Genomic DNA, 21,942 nt, shown 5'->3' on the forward strand with positions numbered 1-21,942 from the left:
GTGCATACCATTTTGCAAGAAAAACGGTTAATTGCCTTTGATCTAGACGGTACGTTGATCGACTCGGTGCCGGATTTGGCCGTTGGCGTGCAGCGTGCGCTGCACGACGTTGGGCTGGCCCGGCCGAGTGAAGCGCAGGTTCGCGACTGGGTGGGCAACGGCGCTCAGGTGCTGGTGGAGCGAGCGCTGACCTGGGCGCTAGGTGAGCGACCCGAGGCGGCGCTGCAGCAGAACGGCTATGAAGCGTTCATGCGCCACTACGGAGCTGCACCCAACGCGTTGACGACGCTCTACCCTGACGTATCGGAAGCGCTTCACGCACTGCGTGAAGCAGGTTTTGCCCTGGCCCTGATCACCAACAAACCCGAGCGGTTCATTGCGCCTATTTTAGATCACTTCGGTTTGCTAGCACTGTTTACGCTTACCGTGGGGGGCGATTCGCTCAGCGAGAAAAAGCCAAGCCCGGTGCCATTGATTCATGTGGCGCAAGCGTTAGACATTGTTCCGTCAGCCAGCGTGATGGTAGGTGATTCTCGCCACGATATTGCGGCGGGTAAGGCGGCAGGCTTTGCCACCGTGGCGTTGCCGTACGGCTATAACCACGGCGAGCCTATCGCGCAGAGCCAGCCTGATCTGCTCGTCTCCTCCCTGCGCGATCTACTCGGCTAACTCAGCTAACGGCTACTCCTCGGCTCTTGCGCCCCCCAGGGCTTCATGCAAAAGCTCGGTAGTGTGGTGTAGCATAGCGGGGTAGTTATAAGCGGGCCCGTCGGCCTCACTCAACGTATCAACGTAGAGCGGGCCTGCCAGCGTCAAACCGGTCTCTCGGGCTAGGGCGTCCATGTGAATGTCGGGTGTCGTGCTCTCAAAAAATAGCGCTGGCGGGCGCTTGTCAACCAGACGCTCACTCATGCTGGCCATGTCGTGAGCGCTGCCCATCGTTTCGCTATTCAGCCCCCAAATGGCCGCGAACTCGAATCCGTAAGCGTGGGCAAAGTAGCTTAGTGCGGCTTCACTCATGGTGATCAGTCGATTGGTGTGGGGGATGCCCTCCAAGCGTTCGATGACCTGCTGGTCGAGTAACGAAAGCGCGTCCTTGGCCTCTTCAGCGCGCGTTCGAAATGCGTCGGCACGCTCGGGAAAGCGGGCGCTGAGGGTGTGCGTGATGACATCGATATAGGCCGCTGCACCGTGCGGAGCCATCCACATATGTGGGTCAGGGCTTCCCTCGTACTGCCCCTGCTGTAGTGTCAGGGTCGGATAGTCGGCCATCTCGGCGAGTGCGACTAGCGTCAGCCTATCGCTGGCCATCGCTTTTAAATGACGAATCCACGGCTCTAATCCATGGCCGTTGTAAAACACGATATCGGCCTCTTCGACGGCGAGTACGTTAGGCGGGGTGAGTTCCCAGCGATGCACATCTTCACCGATCGGTACGATCGTCGTAATGGAAATGTCGTCACCGGCAACGCGTTTGACCAAATCCTCGATCACCGAAAACGAGGCGATGATCTTGGCAGACGATGCGGCGAATGACGGCGAAGAGATGAATGTTGCTGCTAACAAGAGCGTGATGATCCAAGATATTCGCTTATCCATGCCACGCTCCTAACCCATTAAAATGACGGGAGATAATAAAGAGAGTCGCGCCCCGTTGCCAGTCTTGCTTGGTATAGAGAGCGGCCATAGTGAGCTGCACCACCAACAGACGCGATGGTTTCCCCGCTGACGCTTACCCTCTATGCTATGAAAAGCCCTCAACGCTGGCATCGCTCTTGGCGGGCTGCCCATCGAGTCGCTGTCGCAACGTTTGTACGCTTCACTGAGCATAGCGGCTTTGACGGCGGTGTTTGTAACGTTCTTTGGCCTAGCTCTGGATGGCGCGTCATGACTTCTCAATCTGTTACGTCTTCTCGCCGCCGTCGCGGCTACCCCAATGGGCGCGATATCGCCCCCGTGGCGCTGGCGGCACTTCGCGATTTATTGGGCGATGAGCGCCAAACGCCCAGCTTAAAACGCCGCGACCTGCTGATAGAGCACCTGCACACCCTTCAGGACGCCCACGGCCATCTATCGCTCGTGGAACTGCGCGCCCTGGCAGCCTATATGAACCTGCCTATGGCGGCGGTGTACGAGACGGCGACGTTCTACGCCCACTTCGATGTCGTGCATGACCAACAAGCGCCTCCCCCGGATACGACGATTCGCGTCTGTGATTCTCTCTCGTGCCAATTAGCAGGGGCCAGTGCGCTACACAAAGCGTTGGAAGCCCGCGTTGACCCTGACTGCGTGCGGGTGATCCGTGCGCCCTGTATGGGTCGCTGCGATACCGCGCCGGTGGCTGAAGTTGGCCACCACCATGTGCTGTATGCCACCGCAGACGGTGTAGAAGCTGTCGTGGACACGGGGCACTTTCATCCTGAAGCGATCCTATGGCAGCGGCTTGGCGACTATCAGCAGATGGGCGGTTACCAGTTACTGGCCAATGCCCGAAGCGGTAAGGTCAACATTGATGAGGTGCTGCAGACGCTTGAAACCTCGGGCCTGCGAGGCTTGGGAGGCGCGGGCTTCCCTACCTTCAAAAAGTGGCAGGCCGTGCGTCAAGCCGCCGGGCCACGCTACTGCGTCATCAACGCTGACGAAGGCGAGCCGGGGACGTTCAAAGACCGCTACTATTTAGAGCGCGCGCCGCATCAGTTTCTTGAGGGCGCACTGGTGAGCGCTTGGGCGATCGAGGCCGAGGCGCTCTATATCTATCTGCGCGACGAGTACCCCGGCCTACACCGCGTGCTCCATGAGGCGATTGCAGAGCTTGAGCAGGCGGGCATCGTCGCGCGGGGCTTCATCCTCATGCGCCGGGGAGCGGGCGCTTATATTTGTGGCGAAGAGTCGGCGCTGATCGAATCCCTTGAGGGCAAGCCCGGCAAGCCCGGCAAGCCGCGCCACCGACCGCCTTACGTGGCCCAGGAGGGGCTATTTGGTCGTCCCACGCTGGTCAATAACGTCGAAACCGTTTACTGGATTCCCGCCATTTGGAACAAAGGGGCGGAATGGTTTACCGGACATGGGCGCCACGGACGGCGGGGCCTACGCAGTTTTTCTATCTCTGGTCGAGTGAACAAGCCCGGTGTGTACTTGGCACCAGCAGGCATCACGCTGCGCGAGTTGGTTGAAGAGTATGCGGGCGGCATGGCAGACGGACATACGCTGGCCGCTTACCTGCCCGGCGGGGCCTCGGGCGGCATACTGCCCGCCAGCAAAGCCGATGTGCCGCTGGATTTTGATACGCTTCAGGCGCACGGCAGTTTTATTGGGTCAGCGGCGATAATCGTGCTGTCTGATCAGGATAACCTTCAGGCGGTGGCTACCAATCTGCTGGCTTTTTTTGCCGATGAATCCTGTGGGCAGTGCACGCCTTGCCGGGTAGGCAGCGAGAAAATGCTCAGCCTTCTGGAGCAACCCATATGGGATGTGCAGGCGCTCACTCGGCTGGCGCAAGTGATGCAAGACGCCTCGATTTGCGGCCTGGGGCAAGCGGCACCGAATCCTGTCTTAGGACTACTCAAGGATTTCCGCCCTGCGCTCGCCCAGCAGCAGATTATCGTCAGTGATGCCGCTGAAGGGAGTGCACCATGAGCGCTTCGTTCACTATTGTATTGGATGATCAAGACGTCACTGCCTACCACGGAGAAACTCTTTGGCAGGTGGCCAAGCGCGCTGGCGAGACCATTCCTCACCTCTGTTTCAAAGACGCCCCCGGCTACCGTGCCGATGGCAACTGCCGTGCCTGTATGGTGGAAGTGGAAGGCGAGCGCGTGCTGGCAGCCAGCTGTATCCGCGAGGCCAAACCCGGCATGGTGGTACGCAGCGCCCACTCGCCCCGTGCCATACAAGCGCGTGAAACGGTATTGGAACTGCTGATGGCCGACCAGCCCAGCTGCGCCCAAAGCCCAGACCGCTCCAGCCACTTCTGGGAAGTAGCCGACCAATTGGCGGTCGACGAAGCGGCCGTTAAGTCGTGGCTGCCAGCACGCCGCTCAGTCGCCGTCAGCCATGCGGCGGCGGCACCGAAGGTGAGCCAGCCGGATACCAGTCACCCGGCGATGCACGTCAACTTGGACGCTTGCATTACCTGCAACCTGTGCGTGCGCGCCTGCCGCGAGGTGCAGAGTAACGATGTCATCGGCATGGCGCAGCGAGGCGCTGCCGCCACCGTGGTATTTGATTTTGCCGACCCGATGGGCCAGAGCACCTGTGTGGGCTGCGGCGAGTGCGTGCAAGCGTGCCCCACCGGCGCGCTGATGCCTGCCACCGTGGTCAATGCCCAAGGTCAGGGCGATTCTCAAAGCCAGCGGCAGGTAGATTCCGTGTGCCCCTATTGCGGGGTGGGCTGCCAACTGACGTACCATATTAACGACGATGCCCTGGCTTATGTGGAAGGGCGCAACGGCCCCGCTAACCAGAACCGCCTGTGCGTGAAAGGCCGGTTTGGGTTTGATTACGTGAGCCACCCGGCACGCCTGACCAAGCCACTGATACGCTTGCCTGGGATTCCCAAAGCGCTCGACCCTACCTTTGATCCTGCCAATCCTTTCAGCCATTTCCGTGAGGTCAATTGGGACGAAGCGCTGGAAATCGCGGCGGGCGGCCTAATGGCGATTAAACAGGCGCAAGGCCCCAAAGCGTTGGCGGGCTTTGGCAGCGCCAAATGCTCTAACGAAGAGGCGTGGCTGTTCCAGAAGTTGGTGCGTACCGGCTTTGGCAGCAATAACGTGGACCACTGCACGCGGCTTTGCCATGCCAGCTCCGTCGCGGCGCTGATGGAGTGCTTAGGCTCTGGCGCGGTGACCGCTTCGTTTATGCAGGCGCTGGAGGCTGATGTGGTGATCCTTACCGGCTGCAACCCGGCAGTGAATCACCCCGTGGCGGCGACATTCTTCAAGCAGGCAGCCAAGCAGGGCACCGAGATCATTATTCTCGACCCTCGCGGGCAGGCGCTGGACGCATACGCCAGCATGAGCGTGCGTTTTACACCAGGGGCGGATGTATCGCTGTTCAACGCGCTGCTCCATGTGATCATTGCGGAAGGCCTGTATGACCAAGCCTACATCGACGCCCACACTGAGGGCTTTGGCGCGCTCAAGCTGAGCGTCGCTCACAGTACACCGGAAGCCATGAGCGCACTATGCGGCGTCTCCCCCGACACCATTCGTGAAGTGGCGCGGCGCTACGCCAACGCCGAAAAAGCGATGATTTTCTGGGGTATGGGTATTTCCCAGCATACCCATGGCACCGACAACGCCCGCTGCCTGATTTCGCTGGCACTGGCCTGCGGCCATACCGGTCGCCCCGGCACGGGCCTGCACCCGCTGCGGGGTCAAAATAACGTGCAGGGGGCGTCGGATGCGGGGCTGATTCCCATGGTGCTGCCGGACTACCAGCCAGTAGGCGATAGCCAGCTACGCGCCGCGTTTGAAGCGCTATGGAACACGCCGCTGAGCAATGAGCCTGGACTGACGGTGGTGGAAGTGATGAATGCGATTCATGCAGGCGAGGTGCGTGGCATGTACATCTTGGGTGAAAATCCGGCGATGTCTGACCCGGACCTTACCCATGCCCGCGCCGCGCTGGGTAAGCTCGAGCATTTGGTGGTGCAGGATCTGTTCGTCACTGAAACCGCCCAGTTTGCCGATGTCATTTTGCCTGCCTCTGCATGGCCCGAAAAAGAGGGCACCGTGACCAACACCAACCGCCAAGTACAGCTTGGGCGTGCTGCCTTACCGTTGCCAGGAGACGCCAAGCCAGACTGGTGGATCATCCAGGAGATCGCTAACCGCTTTGGGCTGAACTGGCGCTATCAGCACCCGCAAGACGTGTTTGCTGAAATGCAGCAGGGGATGCACTCATTCAACCATATTAGCTGGGAGCGGCTAGCGCGGGAGAGCTCTGTCACATACCCCTGCCCAGCCGAGGATGAACCGGGTCAGGATGTGGTGTTTAGCGACGCCTTTCCGCGCGCTGGCGGGCTGGCCAAATTCGCCCCTGCGCGTCCGCTTCCCCCGGATGAGCCGGTGGATCACGAGTACCCCACGGTATTGACCACGGGTCGTCAGTTAGAGCATTGGCATACGGGCTCCATGACGCGGCGCGCCCAGGTGCTCGACGCGCTAGAACCAGAAGCGGTCGCCTGTCTTTCAGCGGGTGAACTCCATCGCTTGGGGGTGTCGCCGGGCGAGAAGCTCACCATCATTACGCGGAGGGGCGCGATCACGCTGACCGCCAGAGTGGACGACAAAATCCCCAATGGTATGGTCTTCGTGCCATTTGCCTACGCTGAGGCCGCCGCCAATCTGCTCACCAACCCGGCCTTGGATCCTTACGGCAAAATACCCGAGTTCAAGTACGCCGCCTGTCGGCTGGAGCGCGCAGCAGTGCCGCAGCCGCACTAAGCGAGCTCCGCCCCTGCACGCTGCCCCTGCAAGGAGCGTCTGGGTTGGGGTATCATCCTGCCAGTGAGTGTTAATTATCTGATGGAGTAAGCGGGGCGATGTCGCAAGCACAGGCAGTGCAACGGGTGTTGATGCTAGACAACTACGATAGCTTTACGTTTAACATCGTCCAGTATCTGGGTGAGCTGAATGCCGAGGTGATGACCTACCGCAACGATGAAATTACCTTAGCCCAGATGTGCGCCTTGGCACCGACCCATCTGGTAATTTCGCCCGGCCCTTGCACGCCCAACGAGGCAGGCATTTCGTTGGCAGCCATCGAGCACTTTGCGGGCAAACTGCCTATATTGGGCGTTTGCCTGGGGCACCAGGCCATTGGCCAGGTCTATGGCGGCAAGGTCGTGCAGGCGCCCCAGGTGATGCACGGCAAAACCTCGGCCGTTGTACACCGTGGGCAGGGCGTGTTCAGCGGGCTGGAAAACCCGCTGGAAGTGACGCGCTATCACTCATTGGTGGTTGAGCATGAGAGCCTGCCCGACTGCCTAGAAGTGACCGCCTGGACCGCCGAAGATGACGTGACGCCTGGGCTGATCATGGGGTTTCGTCATCGTACCCTTGATGTGGAAGGCGTACAGTTTCATCCTGAGTCGATACTCACGCGCCAGGGCCATGCGTTATTGGCCAATTTTTTACAACGCGGCTGATCGCCACATTCATACGCTTTAGGGGCTTTCCTGCTCATGCAAATGCGAGACGCAATTAACGCGGTGATGCGCCGCGAAGACCTCTCTTTCGATGCGATGCACGCGCTGATGCGCCAGATCATGACTGGCGAAGCCTCCGACGCGCAAATTGGCGGTCTACTGGTGGGGTTGGCCATGAAAGGGGAAAGCGCTGAAGAGATCAGCGCCGCTGCCCAGGTGATGCGTGAGCTCATGAAGCGCGTCGAGCTGCACACCGAGAACGTGGTGGATATCGTCGGTACCGGCGGCGATGGTGCCAACCTGTTCAATGTATCGACCGCATCCAGTTTCGTGGCGGCGGCGGCGGGGGCTCACGTTGCTAAACATGGCAATCGCAGCGTTTCCTCTTCCTCGGGTAGCGCGGATCTGTTCGATATCGCAGGCATCTATCTTGACCTGAAGCCCGACCAAGTAGCCCGCTGCATCGAGCAGGTGGGCGTTGGCTTCATGTTCGCACCTAACCACCACCCGGCCATGCGTTACGCCATTGGACCGCGGCGCGAAATGGGCGTACGTACGTTGTTCAATATTCTGGGCCCGCTCACCAATCCGGCCGGGGCGCCCAACCAGGTGTTAGGCGTCTACTCGGCCGAGCTGGTGCCGCTGATGGCCGAAGTATTGCGCAAGCTGGGTAGCCGCCATGTCATGGTGGTGCATTCTGAGGATGGCCTGGATGAGATCTCCCTCGCGGCACCCTCGCTGGTGGCGGAGCTAAAAGAGGGCGAAATTACCCAGTACACCATTACGCCGGAATCCCTGGGCGTCGAGCGCCAAAGCCTGGCCAACCTCAAAGCGTCCAGCGCGGAAGATAGCCTGCGTTTGGTGAAAGCCGCGCTTAGCGGTGAAGGCGCAGCGGCAGATATGGTGGCGCTCAACGCCGGGGCGGCGCTTTACTGCGCGGGCGTGGCCGATAGCTTGAAAGAGGGCGTGATGGTGGCCCAGGATGCCCAGGCCTCCAAACTACCGCTTGAGAAGCTCAGAGAGCTTTCGCACTTCACTAGCGTCTTTAAAGGGTAAAACTTCCAATGAGTGACCAGGCAACGCCGACTATTTTAACGCGCATTTTGGCCCGTAAAGACCAGGAAGTCGCTGAGCGTCAGCAGGCGGTATCTGAAGCGGATCTGCTTGCGCTGGCGGAAAAGCAGAGCGCGCCCCGTGGCTTTATTGAGGCATTGAATCAGCGTATTGCGGCAGGCGATGCGGCCGTGATTGCCGAGGTGAAAAAAGCCTCGCCCTCTAAAGGCGTGATGCGGGAAGCGTTTCACCCAGCGGATATCGCCAAAAGCTACGCCCAGGGCGGGGCGGCGTGTCTTTCGGTGCTCACCGATGCCGACTTCTTCCAGGGCCATGAGGATTACCTCATCGCCGCTCGTGATGCCTGTGACCTGCCGGTGATCCGTAAAGACTTCATTACCCACGGCTATCAGGTCACAGAAGCGCGCGCCATCGGTGCGGACTGCATCCTATTGATTGTGGCGGCGCTCAATGACGCTCAGCTGCGCGACCTGCACCAGCAGGCCAACGCATTGGGCATGGACGTGTTGGTGGAAGTTCACGATGCAGAGGAGCTAGAGCGGGCGCTCGCCTTGGACCTAAAGCTAGTGGGTATCAATAACCGTAATCTGCACACGTTCGAGACCAGTTTGAATACCACCCTGGACCTGCTGCCGCGTATTCCTGATGGCGTCACCGTGATCACCGAATCAGGTATTCACACGCGTGATGACGTAGAGCTGATGCGTGACCACGAAGTCAATGGTTTCCTGGTAGGGGAGGCGTTCATGCGCGAAGAGGACCCTGGTTTGGCCCTCAAGCGGCTGTTTTTCTAAACGCTTCACACGGATACAAGCAAGACCCAGCAGGCCAGTCGCGTTAGCGGCTGGCCTGTTTGATGCAGGAGAGCAGGGCTTGCAGCGGGTGGGGCAGGGTTTGCGCCGAGTAGCGCTTTACTTGGCTGCGGCAGGAGTAGCCGGTGGCCAGTAGCTTGCCGCTGTTCTCTTCGGCTTCGACCTGGGGCTGCCACGACTGAGCGTAGATCGTTTTGGAGGTGGCGACGTTACGGGTCTCATGGCCGTAGGTGCCGGACATACCGCAGCAGCCCGTGGTGGCCAGCTCCAACTGCAATCCAAAGGCGGCAAACACCTGCTGCCACGCTTTCGGGCTGCCCGGTGCGTTGGTTTTTTCGGTGCAGTGGGAGAGTAGCTTAAAGCCTGGGTCTTCGAGCGTGAGCTTGTTGGTGGCGAGGGTGTTGACGCGGGTCCCCAGCCACTCCTGAAGCATCAGTACGTTCGGCACTTGCTCAGGACCCAACGCTTTGACGTACTCCTGGCGGTAGGTGAGCGTCATGGCAGGGTCGATGCCCACCATGGGCACCTCGAACTCGCTGAGTGCGCGAAGGCGTTTGGCTTGCTTTTCTGCCGTGCGCTCGAAGGCACCCAAAAAGCCCTGTACGTGCAGCGGCTTGCCGTTGGCGGAAAACGGCATCACAAACACGCGCAGGTTCAGCCGCGATAGCAGCTCTACCACGTCCATCACCAGCTTGGCTTCGAAATAAGTGGTGAAAGCGTCTTGCACGATCACGACGCTGTTGGCTCGCTGCTGCTCGGTGAGGAGCGCAAGCGATGTGGGCGTGGCTTCCGCCACGCCCCAGGCACGCAGCTGTTTTTTCACGCTGGCGCGAGAGAGCGCGGGGGAGTCGCTAATACCGAGCCCTTTTTGCATCAGCTGCTCGACCCAACGCTGGCCAAGGGCGGCGTTATAGAGCGGAGCGATCTTGGTCAACGCAGGCAACATGAATTCGGTGCCGCCAATCACGTAGTCGCGCAGCGGGCGCAGGTAGCGGCCGTGATACACCTCTAAAAACTGCGAGCGGAACTGCGGCACGTTGACTTTGATCGGGCACTGGCCCGCGCAGGATTTGCACGCCAAGCAGCCCGCCATGGCGTCGTACACCTCATGGGAGTAGTCGTGTTGCTGCTGGCGGCTAAGGGTGTTCATCACCCGCTTGGGGAAGCTTTTGATGAAGCCCCAGGTGCGCTCCTGCTTTTTCTTACGCGACTCTTCCACCACGTCGATGCCCGCTTGCGACTGCAGGCGTAACCACTCACGCATCAAGCTGGCGCGGCCTTTAGGAGAGTGGCGGCGGTCGCGGGTGGCTTTCCACGAGGGGCACATGGGGTCGTCCACATCGTAGTTGTAGCAAGCGCCGTTGCCGTTGCAGTACACCGCCGCGTCGTAGGCCTGCCAGGCCCGCTCGTCGATGGTGCGGTCGAGTTGGCCGCGCATAGGCACGCCGTCGATGGTGAGCAGTTCCGGGTCGCTCTCTTTCGCAATCAGCGTGGCGCTTTCGGAAGGTGACGCGATCTTGCCGGGGTTGAGCTGGTTGTGCGGATCGAAGGCCGCCTTGACCTGCTGCAGGTAGGGGTAAAGTTCGCCGAAGAACTTGGGGCCGTATTCGGAGCGTACGCCTTTGCCGTGTTCGCCCCACAGTAGCCCCCCGTACTTCTGGGTGAGGGCGGCGACTTCATCGGAGATCTCGCGAATCAGCGCTTCCTGGGCCGGGTCTTTCATGTCCAGCGCCGGGCGTACGTGCAGCACCCCCGCATCCACATGGCCGAACATGCCGTAGGAGAGCTTGCGTGCATCCAGCGCGGCGCGGAACTCGGTAATGAAATCCGCCAGGTGCTGCGGCGGGACGGCGGTGTCCTCCACGAACGGCAGCGGGCGTTTCTCCCCCTGAACGTTACCCAGCAGGCCCACCGAGCGTTTGCGCATGGCGTAGACTTTTTGGATCTGCGGACGGCCTTCCGCCAGGGTGTAGCCCAGCCGCTCCACAGTGGCATCCTGGCTCAGGTGCTGGGTAAAGGCCGCTACACGCGCCGCGAGCTGTTCGGGGTCATCATCGTTGAACTCGATCAGGTTGATGCCTTGAATGGGCGTGCTGCCTGCGGGAAAAAATTCCGCCACGCTGTCCCAAACGAAGTCGTCCATCGCCAGCTGTAGGACGGTGTCGTCTACCGTTTCTATGGAGGTGGGCTTGGCGCTGCTGGCCATCAGCGCCTTGGCATCCCGCAGGGCATCCATGAAGCTTGGATAGCGCACGTTGACGAGCGTAGAGTGCTTGGGGATTGGCAGTACGTTGAGCACGGCTTCGTTCAAGAAGCCCAGCGAGCCCTCCGAACCGCACAGCAGGCTGTTCAGGTTGAGCCGCCCATCTTCGCGCAGGTGGGCCAAGTCGTAGCCGGTGAGGCAGCGGTTGAGCGGCGGGAAGGTCGCCTCGATCAATTCACGCTGCTGGTCGATGATCGTCGCGGCGGTGCGGTGTACCTTGCCGAGCACACCCTCTTGGGCCAGCGCTTGCTGCTCCTCATCGGCGCTCAGCGGGCGGCTGTGTAAATGCTGCCCGCCGAGCAGAACCGTATCCAGCTCCAGCACGTGGTGGCGGGTTTTGCCGTACTGGCAGCTCCCTTGGCCGCTGGCATCGGTGGAAATCATGCCGCCAATGGTGGCGCGATTCGAGGTCGAGAGCTCCGGGGCGAAAAACAGCCCGTGGGGTTTCAGCGCGGCGTTGAGCTGGTCTTTGACCACGCCCGCCTGTACCCGCACCCGGCGGGCTTCCACATCGATCTCAAGAATTTGGTTCATGTGGCGGGAGACATCCACCACGATGCCATCGGTCAGCGATTGGCCGTTGGTGCCGGTGCCGCCACCCCGGGGCGTCAGCACGATATCCCGGTGGGGCAGCTCGCAGGCCAGCTTGGCGAGACGCTCCAGGTCCTCGGCATGCTTGGGAAACACCGCCGCTTGGGGCAGGCGCTGATAAATCGAGTTATCCGTCGCCAGCACGGTGCGGTGGGCGTAATCCGGCGCTATTTCGCCTTCGAAACCGCGGGCACGCAGAGCGTCGAGAAAACGCACGTAGTGGCTGCCAAGGCGTTCGAAAGGGGCCGTGCGAGAGTCCAGGGATGCAATCATAGGAGGTTGAGCCGTCACTGCTGGAAGCGGATAAGGGATAAGCGCTACTTTACCGCAGCTACCGTAGCGGTGCATCTCGATAGCCGGACTCAGTCGCTGCCGAGAGCCTCTTTGACGAGTGCTGAACAGGTGTCGTTCATGGGCAGCGTCAGGGCCAGTGCGTGCGCCTGCGGCGACATCTTACCCCAAGTCTTTTGCACGATGCGCACCATGTGATCGTGCTCTACCTTGCGGGAGAAGTCCGCAAAGTAGTTTTCCAAGAACACCAAACAGGCACAGTCTTCCAGGGCTTGCACATTGCTATCGCGCCCCAGGCCCTGCTTGCGGATCATGCTGGTGACGCGCTTGGCCTCCTCTTGGGAGTAGCCCGCTTCTTCCATGATCGCTGCCGTGGTATCGCCTGCTCGAGCGCTCTGGTCGCGTCGCCAAGTCAAATAGCCAATACGGCCTTCCGGATAATCGCTACGCGGCAGCTTCCAACGCTGCAGATGCTGCGCGCGCACGGCAATGCCCAATAGGTCGCTGGGCGTCTCCTGGAGTCGCTCTAGCCACCGGCTCATACGCTGGGCATAGGCCAGCTCTTGGGGCTGGGCAGTGCCATCCGAGAGGGTGGTCGTCTGGGGATCTTGGGCGTGCAGCGCGTCGAGGGTGGCAAGGGTCTTGTCAAAAGCGGACGACATGGCGGGCTCGCTTGGAGGGAGTGGAATGGAGGTATCCTAGCAGCTTGTCGGCCACGATAAAAAACGCCCGCTGCCAGGGGCAGCGGGCGCGCTAGGGTCAGAAAGCCGATGTCAAGAACGGCTGGTATTGTAAATCTCTTCGTTGAGCTCACCTTCGCTTTTACCCACCAGCGTGGTGACCATCAAATCACCGGCCACGTTCACGCTGGTGCGTGCCATGTCTAGAATGCGGTCGATCCCCGCTACCACGGCAATGGCTTCCAGAGGCAGGCCAATTTGCGCCATGACGATGGAGAGCATGATCAGCCCCGCACCGGGCACGCCCGCCGTGCCAATCGAAGCCAGTGTGCCGGTAGCAACGATCATGGCGTAATCCATCATGCTCAGGTCGGTGCCGGTCATCTGGGCAATGAACAGCACCACCACACCTTGGTAGAGCGCAGTGCCGTCCATGTTGATGGTGGCGCCCACGGGCAGGACGAAGCCCGATACCCCTTCCGATACGCCCAGGTTTTTCTGCGCACAGCGAATCGATACGGGCAGGGTGCCCGCAGAGGAAGCAGAGGAGAAAGCGACGACAATGGCGTCCAGGCTGCCTTTCAGGTAGCGCACGGGATTCAAACGACCCAGCAGGGAGATAAAACCTGAGTAAATCACCAGAACATGCAGAATGCTGGCTACATAGACCACGCCAATTAGCTTGGCGAGCGGCAGCAGGATCTCCAGGCCGTACTGACCGGAGACGTGGGCAATCAAGCCAAAGACCCCGAACGGGGCGAACGCCATCACCAAGCCGGTGAGTTTGTACATGGCTTCTGCGAAGCTATCGAAGACCCTCATGACCGGCTCGCCTTTCTCGCCGATCAGGGTGAGTGAAATTCCCAACCCAATGGCAAACACGATGATCTGCATGATGTTGCCGTTGGCCAGAGCATCCAGCGGATTTCGCGGCACGAGGTTGACTAGGATGGAGACCAGAGAGGGCGCTTCGTTGGCCGATACCTCGGCATCGAAGCTCAGCCCCACGCCTACCCCAGGCTGCAAAAGCGTCGAGAGCACGAGGCCAATGGTGATCGCGAAGGCGGTGGTCACCAAATAAAGCGTTATCGTACGAGCGCCGATTCGGCCCATCTTTTGCGGGTCGCGCATTGAAGTAATGCCGACCACCAGGGTAGAAAAGACCAGCGGTACGATCAGCATCATGATGGCGTTGATGAAGATATCGCCCAGCGGTTTGAAGATGCTGGCGGTTTCACCGAGCAGCGCTCCTGCCACCACCCCGAGGGCCAAGCCCGCCAGTATTTTTTTCCACAGGGCAATGCGACGCCACCATCCCCATGCTCCTTTCGGTGCGGTTTCCTGCACGTTGTTTCTCCTTTTTAGATCCGTTGTTAGTGGTTCTTGCTGACGAAGGGCGGGCACTCTATCACTTTTGCCTAATGATCGGGGATGGGTATGTAAATTGTTCATAGCGCATACCGGCGCTTTACCTAGTGGTTGTGGTGGCCATGCCCCATAGCCCCTTGTCTCGCTTTTGCCTACAATAGGCCCCTTTGCCACGGCGTCGATGTGCCGTGTTCCACTGAATTCAGGCCAAGGGATAATCCATGCTCGATCCGAAACTGCTGCGCGGTGATCTTGATGCGACTGCGCAACGACTGGCCCGCCGGGGCTTTGAACTCGATACTGCAGCGCTTAAGGCGCTAGAGTCGCGTCGTCGTGAACTGCAAACTCAGACCGAGCAACTGCAGAACGAGCGCAATATGCGCTCTAAGGCGATTGGTAAGGCCAAGGCCAGCGGTGAAGATATTCAACCGCTGCTGGATGAAGTCAGCGATTTAGGCGACCGCCTGGATAAAGCCAAAAAAGAATTGGCTGACGTGCAGGAGGAGTGGGACGAGGCCATCAGCGGTATCCCCAACCTGCCCCATGAAAGCGTGCCGGAAGGCAAGAGCGAAGACGATAACGTCGAGCTGCACCGCTGGGGGACGCCGCGAGAGTTCGATTTCGACGTGCTGGATCACGTGGATTTGGGCAAGAAGTCTGGTTATCTCGATTTCGAGCTGGCGGCCAAGCTGACCGGCGCGCGCTTTGCAGTGATGCGCGGGCCCGTTGCGCGACTGCATCGTGCGTTGGCGCAGTTTATGCTCGATACGCAAACCCAGCAGCACGGCTATGAAGAGTGCTATGTGCCTTACATGGTCAACCGCGATTCGCTGATGGGCACGGGTCAGCTGCCCAAGTTTGGCGAGGATCTCTTCAAGCTGAACGATGAGCGGGAGTACCACTTAATTCCCACCTCTGAAGTGCCGCTGACCAACTTCGTGCGTGATGAGATCGTCGAGCTGGCCGCACTGCCGATGAAGCTCACGGCGCATACACCATGTTTCCGTTCGGAAGCTGGCGCTTATGGACGCGATACGCGCGGCATGATTCGTCAACACCAGTTCGACAAAGTCGAAATGGTACAGATCGTGGAGCCGGAGAAGAGCTACGACGCGTTGGAAGAGATGCGTGGGCATGCAGAAGCCATTCTGCAGGCACTCGAGTTGCCGTATCGCGTAGTGACGTTATGTACCGGCGACATGGGATTCGGCGCAGCGAAAACCTACGATCTGGAAGTGTGGCTGCCAAGCCAAAACACCTACCGGGAAATCTCGTCTGTCTCTAACTGCGAGGACTTCCAGGCGCGCCGGATGCAAGCGCGTTACCGTCATCCAGATGTCAAAAAGCCGCAGTTACTGCATACGCTCAACGGCTCTGGCCTTGCGGTAGGGCGCTGCCTGCTGGCGGTGCTCGAAAACCACCAGCAGGCAGATGGATCGATTACTGTTCCGGCTCCCCTGCAACCCTACCTGGGCGGCCTCGAGCGTCTTGTCCTCTAAGCGCCCACTCGACGTTTACCCCGGCATCGATGCGAATGGTGCCGGGGCGGTAGTCGCTGGCGGCACCGCCGCCGACTGTGTCACTTTCGGCGCGCATGGCCATCATCCGGGGCTGGAAAATGGGCGATTGCGTCTCTTCGATACGCTGAACGGGGCCAAGCGTGACGTTGAGGGTGCTCGCCATGAGGTCGGCTTTATGGCGGGCTTTTTCCAGCGCCTTGGTCAATGCCTCGTCGGTAGCTGCTTCCCGGTCTTGTAGATCGAACTGCACGCCATCCAACGCATTGACGCCAGCGCCAATCAGCGCGTCCAGCACATCGCCTAATTGGTCTATATTAGTTAGCTCGACGCTGAAGGGACGCTCCAAACGGGTGCGCATCAGCGGTTCCTGCTCGCCATTTTCGTTGTGCGGTTCTGCAACGTGCTCAGGGTAAACGTTCAATGAGCCGGCGTGGATCGCACGCTGCTCGATGCCCAGTGATTCCATGGCGGTGATGAGTTCACTGGCACGCTCTTCGAGGCGTTCACGAGCGCTGCCAAGCGCGGCGCTGTCCGTCTCTTCGAGGGTGGACACTGCCGGCGTGTTTTCCCAAAGGCGAGCAGAGAGCGTGGCCTTGTCGGGTTCGACCTCTACCCACGACTGTGCCTGGACGCTGAGGCTGGGGGGCGCGGGTGGTGCCGCTTGTGCACTAGGGGCTGCCAAAAGGGCTAGTAACGCGCCGGCCAGCACGCCATGACGAAGCCGTTTCAACGAGTGTGTTGCTGTTTTCATCGGTCACTTCCTTGCTGAGAGAGCCAATACGTTGTGTGCGCTAAATAGCGTGAGATGTCGCTGCTTTGAAGGGGGCGTGGACATAAAGTTCACAGGCTAAGCGAAAACGAAAAGCGGTTGCTGAATGTTTGCATGGTTTGTGCAACGTCATCTAAACGACCATCATGTATGGATAACATGCTAAGGAAAGGGCTATGTCGAAGTTGTCGGATGAGGATTATCGAAGTATTCCCCTCAACGCCACCCTGGCGATTGCTGCGCTAGTCGTGATCATCGCGGGTATGAAAATAGGTGCCGATTTATTGGTGCCGCTGCTGCTGGCGGTATTCATCGCCGTGGTGTGTACCTCTCCCGTTCAGTGGCTGCATCACTGCGGCCTGAGTCGACGAATGTCGGCGCTGATTACGCTACTGGTGTTGATGGGCTTTCTTTCCCTGATCGGTTTACTGGTCGTGAACAGTTTCAGTACGTTCATCGAGGCGCTGCCGGATATCGAGTCAAGGCTTTACGAGCACTATTGGGATCTTCTCAATACGCTGGCCTCCCACGGGCTGGCCATCGATCCTGATCAGCTCAGTTCGATGTTCGCCATGGAAGATGACGGTTCTTGGGTCGCTACGCTTCTGGGCGAGCTGGGTTCGCTGTTCATGCAGGGCAGTATCGTTGCACTGCTGGTGATCTTCATGCTGTTCGAAACACTGCACTTCCGCGATAAAGTGTCGCGCGCGCTAGAGAATCCGGCGCCGAGCCTCAAACGGTTCAGCGAGTTCAGTGTGACGTTAAAGCGCTATTTGGCGGTGAAGACCGTGATTAGTTTGGCGACCGGCGTGCTGGTGTGGCTCTCATGCCTCATGGTGGGCGTGGAATTTCCGCTGCTCTGGGGAGTGCTGGCCTTTGCGCTCAACTTCATTCCCAATATCGGTTCCGCGCTCGCGGCCATTCCGCCGGTGCTGTTGCTCTTGGTCTCTCAGGATGGCGGTTTACTTCAGGCATTCTTATTGGCTTCAGCGTATCTTGTCATCAACTTCATTTTGGGAAACTTGATCGAGCCACGAGTGATGGGCCAAGCGCTGGGATTATCCACGTTCGTGGCGTTTCTCTCGCTAGTGGTGTGGGGTTGGATCTTTGGTGCGGCGGGTATGTTGCTGTCGGTGGTGCTCACTATGACGCTGAAAATCGCGTTGGATAGCCATCCACAAACGCGCTGGATCGCTCACTTGTTAGGACCTGGCAGGCAACGGAACGTGCAGGTAAGGCGACCTGGCGATGCGCGTCGTCCACCCTGGCGACGAGGTGTATGGTCGAAGCGTGAATAAGGCGGAGAAGGAGAAGAGGAAGCGTCGTTACCGCTGGCCATGCCAGCGGTAACGTGAACGGCTTAAGCGTTCTGGTCGATGAACTGCGTCAACTGAGACTTGGACTGCGCACCTACTAGAGAAGCGACCTTGGTGCCCGACTTGAACAACATGACGGTGGGGACGCCGCGAACACCTTGCTCGGCAGCGATTTCCGGGGCATCGTCAACGTTCACGCTGACGACTTTCAAGTTGTCGCCACGCTCGGCGGCCACTTCATCGACAACAGGCGCCATGACTTTACATGGGCCGCACCAGGGGGCCCAGAATTTCAGCAGGACAGGCTGTTCGGCGTTGAGGACTTCTTGCTCGAAATTGGCGTTGGTGACATCAACATTATTAGCCATTTGCTTCTCCCGTTTGCGTTGCTCTTGCTGTTTCGTTGCCTCAAATGGAGCAACGGTCATTACGCGATATATTAGCGCACTTTCACCGCGCCAAGTTGCCAGATGTTAGCGGGCGAGAAGGGTGCTGGCAAATTCCTGATACGATTCAGCCTTAAATAGAAAAAATTAATAGATGCTCATAGGCGCTATTTTTTATACTATAAGGGAATTATGAGGCGTTTTTTTATTCAAAAATGTGCTCATTGAAGCACGGTTATCGGGTGCTTGGCCAAGCACGGAGTCGCAGCACGAGGATGCGCTATGACGTGCTTACGGCATAGACAATAAGGTGAGGATATGAAGCTACAGCAACTTCGCTATATTTGGGAAGTCAATCGACACAACCTCAATGTCTCGGCGACAGCTCAAAGTTTATTTACTTCCCAGCCGGGCATTTCCAAACAGATTCGCCTGCTGGAAGATGAGCTCGGTGTCGAGATTTTTGCTCGGAGCGGAAAACACCTCACCCGTGTCACGCCTGCCGGACAGTCGATCATCGAATTGGCGGGGCAGGTGCTCAAACTCACCGAAAACATCAAGCAAGTAGCGCAAGAGCACAGCGATGAGCGTCGCGGTAGCCTGGCGATTGCCACCACACATACACAAGCGCGCTATGCGCTGCCACCGATCATCAGCGAATTCACGCTGAAGTATCCTGAAGTGGCGCTGCACATGCAGCAGGGCACGCCCAAACAAATTGCTCAAATGGTCAGCGAAGGGCAGGCGGACTTTGCCATTGCCACGGAGTCATTGGAGTTATTCACCGACCTAGTGTTGCTGCCCTGCTATCGTTGGAATCGCTGTGTGCTGGTGCCTAAGGAGCACCCGCTGGCCACCCTCGACGGACCCTTGACCCTGGACGCATTGGCCGAACACCCGCTAGTGACGTACGTGTTTGGTTTTACCGGACGCTCTCAGCTCGACGATGCGTTCAAAGCCAAGGGCTTGACGCCCAATGTCGTCCTAACGGCGGCCGACGCGGACGTGATCAAAACCTACGTGCGCTTGGGAATGGGCGTGGGTATCGTCGCGCACATGGCGGTCGACCCGGCACTGGATAGTGATTTGGTCGCCCTGGATGCCCGCCATCTGTTTGCCAGTTCGACGACGAAAATTGGTATTCGGCGCGGGACCTTCATGCGTGGCTACATGTACGATTTTCTAGCGCGTTTTGCACCTCATTTGACCCGTGACCGAGTGGATGAGGCGCTAATGGCCGGGCCGCGCTTCGAACAGACGCTGTTCGAAGGCGTCGAGCTGCCAGAGTATTGATCCCAAAAAAACCTGCTTCGGAAGTTAGGCCGAAGCAGGTGAAGGGAGGCATGACGAACTTTATGTTACGTGGCGCTTTGATCCGTGCTGATCTTAGTGCTGAAGATGTAGGCCGCACTCGCGCTTCTCTTCCACCTTGGTGGGGTCGAAGTAGTCGAAGTTGTTGGGTAGATCATGTGCTTCCAGGTAGTAGTACATATCTTTGGCCGTCCACTGAAGCAGCGGCGCCACTTTCAGTAAGCCGTCGCTATTACGGCTGACGACCTGCATTTTCGCTCGCTCTGGCGTGTCTTCGGCGCGCAGGGCTGTGAACCATACGTCAGGCTTCATTTCTCGAAGCGCCCGTTCGAAAGGCTCTAGCTTCACTTCTTGCGTAAAGGCGTTGTGCCGCGGGTCATCGATGCCAGGCATTGGCCCATCCAAGGCTTCACGATGGGCGCGGGTGCGTTGGGGTAGGAAGCTGACGATGTTCAAATTCAAACGCTGAATGAGTGCGTCTGCGAACTGATAGGTCGCCTCGGTGTTATAGCCGCTATCCATCCATACGATGGGAATATCCGGACGCACCTGCGTCACCATGTGCAAAATGACGGCTTCGAAGGGGCGAAAATTGGTAGTGCAAATAGGGCGCTCACCCTGGCTGAACGCCCACTCGATAAGCCCTTGCGGGTCGTTGGCGAAATCGCGATTGATCTGTTCGAGCGTTGAGGACATGCGGCCTCCTATGTGAAAAAGCGTGCAATGTCTCTAGGCTACCAAAAGCGAAGGACTTCTCCCCAATACCGTTTGGTTAGGCTTTTATATTTCTTTTGGATTTAAAAAAGTAGTTTGTTTATTCCAAGGCGCCAATCAAATGACGAATCTTGTCCAATGTCTCGGTGTACTCTTCCTCGGCTTGTGAATCTGCCACCAACCCGCCGCCGCCCCACACGTGGAGAGCGCCATCGTCAGCCACCATTGTGCGTATGGCAATCGACGTATCCATGCTGCCGCGCACGTCGATATAGCCCAAGCTGCCGCAATAGACGCTGCGCTGGCAGGGCTCCAGTTCATCGATTATTTGCATTGCCCGTATTTTGGGTGCGCCGGTAATCGAGCCGCCGGGAAACGCTGCCGTGAGCAATGAAAGCGGTGAGTGTTGGGACGCCAGTTGGCCTTGCACCACGCTGACTAAGTGATGGACGTTGGGATAGCTCTCTAACTGGCATAGCTGCGGCACGCGAATGGAGCCGGGGACACAAACGCGACCCAAATCATTGCGCAGCAAATCCACGATCATCACGTTCTCTGCACGGTCTTTGGTGCTGCTGAGCAAATCATTCGCCAGGGCACGGTCCTGGTCGGGCGTTTTGCCTCGTGGCCGTGTGCCTTTGATGGGGCGTGTTTCCACTAAGCCGTCACGGCTTTGAATGAAGCGCTCGGGAGAGAGCGATAGCACAGCCTGATGACCCCAGGCCATAAAACCAGAAAATGGCGTGGGGGTTGCTTTACGCAACTGAAGATACGCTTGCCACTCATCGCCTTCGTAATGCGCTGTAAAACGTTGGGCGAGGTTAATTTGATAACAGTCCCCAGCACGAATGTAGCGCTGAACGGCATCGAAACGCTCGGTGTAGGCCGCCTGAGTCAACTCCGGGGAAAATCGCTGAGTGAGCTTGAAAGGCGTTGTTGGCGTGTCGGGCGCCGCCAGCCATGCCGCTACTTGTTCACGTCGCGCCGGGCTGCCAACGAACCACGCTTGCTCTTTGACATGATCTAGTGTGATGCACCAATCAAATAGCCCCACACGTAATAACGGGAGACGAGTGGCAGCAGGGTGTTGACTGGCGATATCGGCGCGATTGCGGCCCAGGTCATAGCTCCAGTAGCCCATCAGCCCGCCCAGAAAAGGCAATTCGCTCTTTACGTTGACCGCGGGTAGCTGTTCGATCAACCACTGCTGTTGCGCGGTGACGTCCTCGGCAAGTGAGGCGGGAAGAGTGAGCATGTCAGACGACAGTCGAGTGTCGCCCTCTGGGGTCATTGTCAGCGTTGCCAGCGGATCGCTGCTGACGATGTCGAAACGGCCGGTCGTCGCTTTTGGGCGGCCGCTATCAAGCAGCACTGCGCCGGGGCGGTGCCGCAATTTGGCGAAGAGCGCCAAAGGGTCAGTAGAGTAGGGCAGGGCTGAAATCGTCAACGCCGTTGTCATGAAGCAAACGCCAAGCCAGTGGGGGGCGACGTATTTTAGAGGCCGTAACCTCATGACACCAGTATGGCCGTCGACGCCTTTCTCACGCAGCAAACTCCATTCAGGATATGGCATCGCTGATTGTTGACATTGGTTGGGCGGTGAAGAAAGGACTTGCAACGAAAGGTGAACAAAAACGGCCTTTTTGCATGGTTGACGAGGGAAATGCGGCGGGCTAAAGTTCTTTTATTCCCTA

At 58.8% G+C, this 21,942-nt stretch carries 17 protein-coding genes; 9 read left to right on the plus strand and 8 right to left on the minus strand.

Annotation, left to right across the window (positions count from 1 at the left end; translation table 11 throughout):
* Positions 1 to 669, plus strand: coding sequence for a phosphoglycolate phosphatase (locus MHM85_RS10535; protein ID WP_239285852.1), 669 nt, complete (start codon positions 1 to 3; stop codon positions 667 to 669).
* A 12-nt stretch (positions 670 to 681) separates the two neighbouring features.
* Here the strand turns inward: MHM85_RS10535 and MHM85_RS10540 are convergent, their stop codons facing one another.
* A complete protein-coding gene (locus tag MHM85_RS10540; RefSeq protein ID WP_239285854.1) occupies positions 682 to 1,599 on the minus strand; it encodes a zinc ABC transporter substrate-binding protein in 918 nt (305 codons plus the stop codon).
* A gap of 288 nt (positions 1,600 to 1,887) precedes the next feature.
* Between MHM85_RS10540 and MHM85_RS10545 the strand changes: the two genes are divergently transcribed.
* From MHM85_RS10545 to trpC, 5 genes are all read left to right on the plus strand, one after another.
* Positions 1,888 to 3,636, plus strand: a complete 1,749-nt coding sequence (locus MHM85_RS10545) for an NADH-ubiquinone oxidoreductase-F iron-sulfur binding region domain-containing protein (RefSeq protein ID WP_239285857.1) — start codon at positions 1,888 to 1,890, stop codon at positions 3,634 to 3,636.
* Positions 3,633 to 6,449, plus strand: a complete 2,817-nt coding sequence (gene fdhF / locus MHM85_RS10550) for a formate dehydrogenase subunit alpha (protein WP_239285859.1) — start codon at positions 3,633 to 3,635, stop codon at positions 6,447 to 6,449. Before MHM85_RS10545 ends, fdhF begins: the two co-directional genes overlap by 4 nt.
* A gap of 98 nt (positions 6,450 to 6,547) precedes the next feature.
* On the plus strand, positions 6,548 to 7,153 hold the full coding sequence (locus MHM85_RS10555; protein ID WP_239285861.1) for an aminodeoxychorismate/anthranilate synthase component II: 606 nt from the start codon (positions 6,548 to 6,550) through the stop codon (positions 7,151 to 7,153).
* Positions 7,154 to 7,189: 36 nt separating this feature from the next.
* Positions 7,190 to 8,209, plus strand: a complete 1,020-nt coding sequence (trpD, locus tag MHM85_RS10560; protein ID WP_139525587.1) for an anthranilate phosphoribosyltransferase — start codon at positions 7,190 to 7,192, stop codon at positions 8,207 to 8,209.
* An 8-nt stretch (positions 8,210 to 8,217) separates the two neighbouring features.
* Entirely contained in the window at positions 8,218 to 9,021 is an 804-nt protein-coding gene (gene trpC / locus MHM85_RS10565; RefSeq protein WP_239285863.1) for an indole-3-glycerol phosphate synthase TrpC, read from the plus strand.
* 43 nt (positions 9,022 to 9,064) lie between these two features.
* Here the strand turns inward: trpC and MHM85_RS10570 are convergent, their stop codons facing one another.
* The 3 genes from MHM85_RS10570 to MHM85_RS10580 form a co-directional block, all read right to left on the minus strand.
* Positions 9,065 to 12,166 carry an FAD-binding and (Fe-S)-binding domain-containing protein gene (locus MHM85_RS10570; RefSeq protein ID WP_239285865.1) on the minus strand — a complete coding sequence of 1,034 codons (3,102 nt, stop codon included), beginning with the start codon at positions 12,164 to 12,166 and terminating at the stop codon, positions 9,065 to 9,067.
* 89 nt (positions 12,167 to 12,255) lie between these two features.
* On the minus strand, positions 12,256 to 12,846 hold the full coding sequence (locus tag MHM85_RS10575) for a DUF4202 domain-containing protein (RefSeq protein WP_239285867.1): 591 nt from the start codon (positions 12,844 to 12,846) through the stop codon (positions 12,256 to 12,258).
* A gap of 111 nt (positions 12,847 to 12,957) precedes the next feature.
* Positions 12,958 to 14,211, minus strand: a complete 1,254-nt coding sequence (locus MHM85_RS10580) for a dicarboxylate/amino acid:cation symporter (protein WP_239285869.1) — start codon at positions 14,209 to 14,211, stop codon at positions 12,958 to 12,960.
* A gap of 242 nt (positions 14,212 to 14,453) precedes the next feature.
* On the opposite strand from MHM85_RS10580, the gene serS reads away from it, so the two are divergent.
* Positions 14,454 to 15,731: a serine--tRNA ligase gene (serS, locus tag MHM85_RS10585; protein WP_153842426.1), complete on the plus strand. Its 1,278-nt coding sequence runs from the start codon at positions 14,454 to 14,456 to the stop codon at positions 15,729 to 15,731.
* On the opposite strand, the gene MHM85_RS10590 is transcribed toward serS, so the two are convergent.
* Positions 15,673 to 16,503 (minus strand): SIMPL domain-containing protein, encoded by an 831-nt coding sequence (locus tag MHM85_RS10590; RefSeq protein WP_239285871.1) that lies wholly within the window; start codon positions 16,501 to 16,503, stop codon positions 15,673 to 15,675. The genes serS and MHM85_RS10590 overlap by 59 nt on opposite strands.
* A gap of 194 nt (positions 16,504 to 16,697) precedes the next feature.
* On the opposite strand from MHM85_RS10590, the gene MHM85_RS10595 reads away from it, so the two are divergent.
* Positions 16,698 to 17,819 (plus strand): AI-2E family transporter, encoded by a 1,122-nt coding sequence (locus tag MHM85_RS10595; protein WP_139525594.1) that lies wholly within the window; start codon positions 16,698 to 16,700, stop codon positions 17,817 to 17,819.
* A gap of 62 nt (positions 17,820 to 17,881) precedes the next feature.
* Here MHM85_RS10595 and trxA read toward each other — a convergent pair whose 3' ends face one another.
* Complete coding sequence (gene trxA, locus MHM85_RS10600) at positions 17,882 to 18,265, minus strand: thioredoxin (RefSeq protein ID WP_009722702.1); 384 nt, start codon at positions 18,263 to 18,265, stop codon at positions 17,882 to 17,884.
* A 276-nt stretch (positions 18,266 to 18,541) separates the two neighbouring features.
* Here trxA and cysB point away from each other — a divergent pair, with 276 nt between their 5' ends.
* Positions 18,542 to 19,516: an HTH-type transcriptional regulator CysB gene (cysB, locus tag MHM85_RS10605; protein WP_139525595.1), complete on the plus strand. Its 975-nt coding sequence runs from the start codon at positions 18,542 to 18,544 to the stop codon at positions 19,514 to 19,516.
* A 93-nt stretch (positions 19,517 to 19,609) separates the two neighbouring features.
* Here the strand turns inward: cysB and MHM85_RS10610 are convergent, their stop codons facing one another.
* Positions 19,610 to 20,230, minus strand: a complete 621-nt coding sequence (locus MHM85_RS10610) for a phosphoadenosine phosphosulfate reductase family protein (protein ID WP_139525596.1) — start codon at positions 20,228 to 20,230, stop codon at positions 19,610 to 19,612.
* A gap of 118 nt (positions 20,231 to 20,348) precedes the next feature.
* Positions 20,349 to 21,707, minus strand: coding sequence for an aminodeoxychorismate synthase component I (pabB, locus tag MHM85_RS10615; RefSeq protein ID WP_139525597.1), 1,359 nt, complete (start codon positions 21,705 to 21,707; stop codon positions 20,349 to 20,351).
* Positions 21,708 to 21,942 lie beyond the last annotated feature (235 nt).

Source organism: Halomonas sp. McD50-4, assembly GCF_022348135.1.
Lineage (GTDB): Bacteria > Pseudomonadota > Gammaproteobacteria > Pseudomonadales > Halomonadaceae > Vreelandella > Vreelandella piezotolerans.

What these genes read in the sequence shown, in the direction of transcription:
- MHM85_RS10540 (WP_239285854.1), bottom strand. Translation starts at nt 1,599, where the DNA reads ATGGATAAGCGAATATCTTGGATCATCACGCTCTTGTTAGCAGCAACA.
- MHM85_RS10545 (WP_239285857.1), top strand. Translation starts at nt 1,888, where the DNA reads ATGACTTCTCAATCTGTTACGTCTTCTCGCCGCCGTCGCGGCTACCCC.
- fdhF (WP_239285859.1), top strand. Translation starts at nt 3,633, where the DNA reads ATGAGCGCTTCGTTCACTATTGTATTGGATGATCAAGACGTCACTGCC.
- MHM85_RS10555 (WP_239285861.1), top strand. Translation starts at nt 6,548, where the DNA reads ATGTCGCAAGCACAGGCAGTGCAACGGGTGTTGATGCTAGACAACTAC.
- trpD (WP_139525587.1), top strand. Translation starts at nt 7,190, where the DNA reads ATGCAAATGCGAGACGCAATTAACGCGGTGATGCGCCGCGAAGACCTC.
- trpC (WP_239285863.1), top strand. Translation starts at nt 8,218, where the DNA reads ATGAGTGACCAGGCAACGCCGACTATTTTAACGCGCATTTTGGCCCGT.
- MHM85_RS10570 (WP_239285865.1), bottom strand. Translation starts at nt 12,166, where the DNA reads ATGATTGCATCCCTGGACTCTCGCACGGCCCCTTTCGAACGCCTTGGC.
- MHM85_RS10575 (WP_239285867.1), bottom strand. Translation starts at nt 12,846, where the DNA reads ATGTCGTCCGCTTTTGACAAGACCCTTGCCACCCTCGACGCGCTGCAC.
- serS (WP_153842426.1), top strand. Translation starts at nt 14,454, where the DNA reads ATGCTCGATCCGAAACTGCTGCGCGGTGATCTTGATGCGACTGCGCAA.
- MHM85_RS10590 (WP_239285871.1), bottom strand. Translation starts at nt 16,503, where the DNA reads ATGAAAACAGCAACACACTCGTTGAAACGGCTTCGTCATGGCGTGCTG.
- MHM85_RS10595 (WP_139525594.1), top strand. Translation starts at nt 16,698, where the DNA reads ATGTCGAAGTTGTCGGATGAGGATTATCGAAGTATTCCCCTCAACGCC.
- trxA (WP_009722702.1), bottom strand. Translation starts at nt 18,265, where the DNA reads ATGACCGTTGCTCCATTTGAGGCAACGAAACAGCAAGAGCAACGCAAA.
- cysB (WP_139525595.1), top strand. Translation starts at nt 18,542, where the DNA reads ATGAAGCTACAGCAACTTCGCTATATTTGGGAAGTCAATCGACACAAC.
- MHM85_RS10610 (WP_139525596.1), bottom strand. Translation starts at nt 20,230, where the DNA reads ATGTCCTCAACGCTCGAACAGATCAATCGCGATTTCGCCAACGACCCG.
- pabB (WP_139525597.1), bottom strand. Translation starts at nt 21,707, where the DNA reads ATGACAACGGCGTTGACGATTTCAGCCCTGCCCTACTCTACTGACCCT.